Annotated in this window: 6 protein-coding genes; 2 read left to right on the top strand and 4 right to left on the bottom strand. The window is 38.4% G+C overall.

Going from position 1 to position 5,601, the window contains the following annotated elements:
- The first annotated feature begins 107 nt into the window (after positions 1–107).
- Positions 108–908: a 4-hydroxy-tetrahydrodipicolinate reductase gene (dapB, locus tag AB1422_16055; GenBank protein ID MEW6620823.1), complete on the top strand. Its 801-nt coding sequence runs from the start codon at positions 108–110 to the stop codon at positions 906–908.
- Between the two features lie 41 nt (positions 909–949).
- Positions 950–2,131: an LL-diaminopimelate aminotransferase gene (locus AB1422_16050; GenBank protein ID MEW6620822.1), complete on the top strand. Its 1,182-nt coding sequence runs from the start codon at positions 950–952 to the stop codon at positions 2,129–2,131.
- 9 nt (positions 2,132–2,140) lie between these two features.
- Here AB1422_16050 and phoU read toward each other — a convergent pair whose 3' ends face one another.
- From phoU to pstA, 4 genes are all read right to left on the bottom strand, one after another.
- Positions 2,141–2,809 (bottom strand): phosphate signaling complex protein PhoU, encoded by a 669-nt coding sequence (gene phoU, locus AB1422_16045; protein MEW6620821.1) that lies wholly within the window; start codon positions 2,807–2,809, stop codon positions 2,141–2,143.
- 294 nt (positions 2,810–3,103) lie between these two features.
- A complete protein-coding gene (gene pstB / locus AB1422_16040; GenBank protein MEW6620820.1) occupies positions 3,104–3,859 on the bottom strand; it encodes a phosphate ABC transporter ATP-binding protein PstB in 756 nt (251 codons plus the stop codon).
- Between the two features lie 2 nt (positions 3,860–3,861).
- The gene (gene pstB / locus AB1422_16035) at positions 3,862–4,617 is read right to left on the bottom strand and encodes a phosphate ABC transporter ATP-binding protein PstB (GenBank protein MEW6620819.1); all 756 of its coding nucleotides are present in this window, start codon (positions 4,615–4,617) and stop codon (positions 3,862–3,864) included.
- Between the two features lie 114 nt (positions 4,618–4,731).
- Positions 4,732–5,568 (bottom strand): phosphate ABC transporter permease PstA, encoded by an 837-nt coding sequence (gene pstA / locus AB1422_16030; protein MEW6620818.1) that lies wholly within the window; start codon positions 5,566–5,568, stop codon positions 4,732–4,734.
- Positions 5,569–5,601 lie beyond the last annotated feature (33 nt).

Below are 5,601 nucleotides of genomic sequence, written 5' to 3'. Positions count from 1 at the left end.
TTTTTATTATTCGTGTTCATTCGTGGTTATATATTCCCTCTGTGTTCTCTGTGACTCTGTGGCTATATCCCTGAACGGTTACCATTACTCAAAAGGAGGGAATATTAATGATTAAAGTAATTGTCAGCGGTGTCTGTGGTAGGATGGGAAGTATGATTGCGAAGTTAGTATTTGAGCAAAAAGATATGGAATTGATTGCTGGAATTGAGCATTCAGGACATGAGGCGATTGGTTGTGATATTGGTGAAAGAATTGGAGATAAAAGAATAACCGTGCCTATTGTCGATAGTTTAGAAAAAATCATTAAATCAGGCGATGTTTTGATTGAATTTACTAATCCTAAAACAACGATTGAGCATCTTGAAATAGCCGCGGCAAATAATCTGGCAATGGTCATTGGAACAACGGGATTAGATAAGGCTCAAACAGATTGCATAAATGACCTATCATTTTCTATCCCGATTGTTTTTGCCCCAAATATGAGTATTGGAGTTAATCTTCTGTTTAAGTTAGTCGGTGAGATTGCAAAGGTATTAGGGAATGATTACGAAGTAGAGATACTTGAAGCACATCATCACCATAAAAAAGATGCCCCATCTGGCACGGCAATAATGTTAGGCAAGATAATTGCCAATAGTCTAAATAGGGATTTTAATCAAGTTGCAGTTTATAGCCGACAGGGACAGGTAGGAGAGCGAAAACCTGATGAAATTGGTATATTTGCTCTTAGGTCTGGGGATATTGTTGGAGAACATACAGTCATTTTTGGTAGTGAAGGTGAACGATTGGAACTTATTCACCGTGCCCATTCACGGCTAACATTTGCTCATGGAGCAATTAAAGCCGCAAGATTTGTTGCAAAAAAAACACCAGGTTTGTATGATATGCAAGATGTGTTGAATTTATAACAGTTACGATTTATAACCTTGAAAGTAGAGGAGGAATAACATTGAGTAAGATTAAAATAGAAATGGCTAATCGAATAGCCGCATTACCACCCTATTTATTTGCTAAAATTGATGAGTTGAAACAAGAGGCAAGGAAAAAAGGGATAGATTTGATTGATGTAAGTATTGGAGACCCGGATATGCCTACACCAAATCATATCATTGAGGCATTAAATCAGGCATCATACGACCCTAAAAACCATCAATATCCCTCTTATAATGGACTTTTAGAACTTAGAGTCGCGATTGCTAACTGGTATAAAAATAGATTTGGCGTAGAATTAGACCCGGAAAAAGAAGTTTTACCTTTGATTGGCTCGAAAGAAGGAATTGCCCATATTCCTTTTGCCTTTGTTGAGACAAATGATGTAGTTTTAGTTCCTGACCCGGGCTATCCTGTGTATCAATCTGCAACGATATTAGCCGGGGCAACGCCATACTCACTTCCATTAAGAGAACAGAATGATTTTTTACCTGATTTGAGTGAAATACCAGATAATATTCTTTCTCAAGCAAAGTTACTCTTTCTTAATTACCCGAATAATCCTACTTCGGCTACTTGCAGTCTAAAGTTTTTCCAGCAAGTCGTAGAATTTGCCAATAAATACAACATTATTGTCTGTCATGATGCGGCATATTCTGAGATTTATTTTGATGGGATAAAGCCAGTAAGTTTCCTTGAGGTAGATGGTGCGAAAGAAGTTGGGATAGAATTTCATTCCCTTTCTAAAACCTATAATATGACGGGCTGGCGAATTGGATTTGCTGTTGGAAATGAAAAGGTGCTCTCGGGACTCCTCAAAGTCAAGACTAATATTGACTCCGGGATATTTCAGGCAGTGCAATATGCGGCAATTAAAGCACTTACATCTTCTCAGGATTGTGTAGAGCAGATGCGAACAATGTATCAATCTCGACGAGATGTTTTAAGCGATGGTTTGAATAGTTTAGGTTTGAAGGTAAAAAAATCTAAAGCGACTTTTTACATCTGGCTATCCACCCCAAATCATCTTACCTCAACAAAACTCACGACTCAACTTATTGAAAAAGCAGGTATTGTGACTACGCCGGGTGTGGGATTTGGAGATTATGGAGAGGGCTACATACGATTCGCATTAACGGTTGATGAGCAAAGATTAAAAGAAGTAATCTCAAGAATTAAATCTTGTGCCCTGCAATTCTAATGTTTGCAATCATTCCCTCACTTCTTCAATATGATGTCTTATATCCTTGCCTAAAACCATAAATACTACATCTTCGCTGATATTTGTGGCGTGGTCGGCTATCCGTTCGATATTTCGGGCAATAAGAATTAAGGCTAATGCTGGTTGAATCTTCGTCAGGTCTGACATCATATAAGTTAAAAGCTCGCGAAATATCTGGTCTCGTAAGCCATCTACTTCATCATCGCGTCGAAGGACAGAGCGAGCTAACTCTACATCCTTATCTACAAATGAAGATAGACTATCTTTGACCATTTGTCTGGCAATCTCTGCCATGCGTGGGGTATCAATTAATGGTTTTACTTCAGGATAATTTAAGTAGACCTCAGTATTTTCTGAGATATTGACAGATTGGTCTCCAATTCGTTCTAATTCGCTGTTTATCTTCATTGCGGCGGTAATAAATCTCAAGTCTTTAGCCGTTGGTTGTCGTAGGGCAATGAGCCGCAGGCACAATTCATCCACCTCAATATGAAGTATATTTATTTCCTTCTCAGCCTTAAACACCCCCGAGGCTAAATCCTTATTCCGTTCTATTAATCCACGAATAGCCAATTCTATCATCTTTTCTGCTATCTCAGCCATATAAAGTAGCTTCGCCTTCAATTCTTCTAATTCCTCATCAAAAAATCTTTCCATTTTTGTGTCCTCCTTTCTTTTGGTAATTGGTAATTGGTAAGCGGTAACTGGTGACAATAGTTACCAATGTAATGGGTCAGTGAAATGGGGGATTCTCCTGAAAGTAGGAAGTAGGAGAGTAGGAAAGGGGGAGACATTGCCCCCAGAAGAGGAATACCGTGCACATCCTTTATCCCTTTCCTACTTACCTACTACCTACTTGCCTACTATTTTCATTGCTTTGTTCTCCGCAGGTTAATGTTCATTCCCCCAAATAACTGACTTATTACTTACCAATTACCAATTACCATTTATTTACCCAAACCTTCCGGTGATATAATCTTCGGTTCGTCTATCCTGCGGGTTGGTGAATATTTTAGATGTTCGGTCAAATTCAACAAGTTCCCCTAATAACATATAACCAGAATAATCTGAGACCCTTGCCGCCTGTTGCATGTTATGAGTAACAATGACAATCGTGTAATCCTTTTTGAGGTCTGCTAATAGCTCTTCAATGCGTAAGGTAGTAATTGGGTCAAGGGCAGAGCAAGGCTCATCAAGTAAAATAATCTCCGAACCTAAAGCCAGAACACGAGCGATACATAGTCGTTGTTGATGTTCTAACGATAGACTTAATGCGGATTGTTTTAATTTATCTTTTAATTCATCAAAAAGCAATGTGGCAATCAGGCTTTTCTCTACTATTCTGTCTAATTCAACCTTTTTCTTGATGCCATGAACCTTTGGTCCGTAAGCCACATTATCATAGATAGATAACGGAAAACAATTGGGCCGTTGAAAAACCATACCTACCTTTTTTCGCAATTGGATTATATCGGTTTGAGGGGCATAAATATCCTGCTGGTCAATTAGCACCTTTCCCTCTACCTTTGTTCCTTCGAGTAATTCATTTGTTCGATTAAGTGTGCGAAGCAATGTTGATTTCCCACAGCCTGATGGTCCGATTAAAGCCGTAACTGCCTTTTCTTTAATATTCATCTGGACATTTTTTAATGCTAAAAAGTTACCATAATAAAATGATAGATTGGTGATTTCAATTTTATCTGTCATTTTTATCCAAACCTTCCGGAGATATAATCTTCGGTCCTTTTATCCTGAGGGACAGTAAAAATATGGTCTGTTAAACCATATTCTACCAAATTTCCCATTAAAAAGAATGCGGTGTTATCTGATACCCTTGCCGCTTGTTTTGTATTGTTTGTTACAAGAACTATAGTATATTCTTTTTTTAATTTATGGAGTGCCTCTTCTATTTTAGCGGTAGAGATTGGGTCAAGTCCTGAGCAGGGCTCGTCTAATAAAATTACCTCAGGCTCTAAGGCTAATGTGCGGGCAATACATAATCGCTGTTGTTGACCACCAGAGAGTTTAAGTGCAGAGGTATGCAGTCTATCTTTTACCTCATCCCATAAAAATGCGGCATTTAGACTCTTCTCGACCAGATATGCAAGTGTCTCTTTAGAAGTAACACCAGCCAGTTTAGGTCCGTAGGTAATATTTTCAAATATACTTCCTGGAAGTGGAACCGGCAGGGCAAATACCATTCCTACCTTTCGTCGAAGCCAGCTAAGTGAAATATCCTCTTTGTAAATATTTTTACCATCAAGATGAACCTCGCCTTCTACTTTTACATTATGAATTAAGTCATTTAATCTATTTAAACTGCGTAAAAATGTAGTTTTTCCTGATTTTGCCGGCCCAATAATGGCTAAAATCTCATTCGCTCTAATCTCCAGATTAATAGATTTCAGAGCACAAAATGAGCCAAAGTAAAGGTTAAGGTCTTTAACGATAATTTTATCTTCCAATTTTGCACTCCATATTTTTGGTAATTGGTAACTGGTGAATGGTAATTAGTTACCAATTACCATTTAACCGATTACTTACTTTATAATTTCGTGAAGCCCTATTGTTAAACCCTATCAGGAAAACTTTGCCATAAACCGGTGCATCAACCAGTAGGCAAAGAGATTAATTAATAAAATAGCAATTATCAGGATAGTGGCTGTGCCGTAGGCATTTTGCATAGAGATACCCTCGCGGGTCAAAATGTAAAAATGGACAGCCATCGTTCTACTTGAATCAAATAAAGAATCCGGGATTTGTAAGGATGAACCAGCCGTAAATATTACCGCGGCGGTCTCGCCGATACTTCTACCTATACCTAAGATTATGCCGGTAACTATTCCGGGTAATGCTTGAGGAAGCACAACTCTGGTAATACTTTGCCATTTGGTTCCGCCAAGTGAAAAACTTACCTCACGATAGGCATAAGGCACAGATTTAATTGCCTCCTCCGAAGTGCGAATTATTGTTGGCAGAATCATAAAAGCCAATGTAAATCCTCCAGAGAGAATTGACCAACCAAAACCAAGATAAACAACAAAAAGAACAAATCCAAATAAACCAAAGATAATAGATGGCACTCCAGCCAGACATTCAGTGCCAAATCTAATTATTTTTGTCAACCGACTCTCTCTTGTGTATTCTGTTAAATAGATGGCAGTGCCAACACCAAGCGGCGTGGCAATGAGAATTGCTACTACGGGAAGGATAATTGTTCCTATAATGCAGGGGAATATTCCTCCAGCTCTGCCGAGTTCTTTTGGTGAACTTAAAAGAAATTCTAAATCTATTACTGCCAGCCCATTCTTGAGCACATAGAAGATAATGAATAATAAAATTAAGACCGTTAAGGCAGTGCCTAAAAATAATGTTTTCTTGACAATCTGTTCTATAAAGAGCGGCTTGATTCTCATGCCCTTTGCCTCCCTCCCAGTGTTGAAGTTGAC

This window comes from bacterium (genome assembly GCA_040757115.1).
Classification (GTDB): Bacteria; UBA9089; CG2-30-40-21; order CG2-30-40-21; family SBAY01; genus JBFLXS01.
The sequence above is the reverse complement of the archived record's forward strand: the minus strand, read 5'-3'. Positions and strand labels throughout refer to the sequence as shown.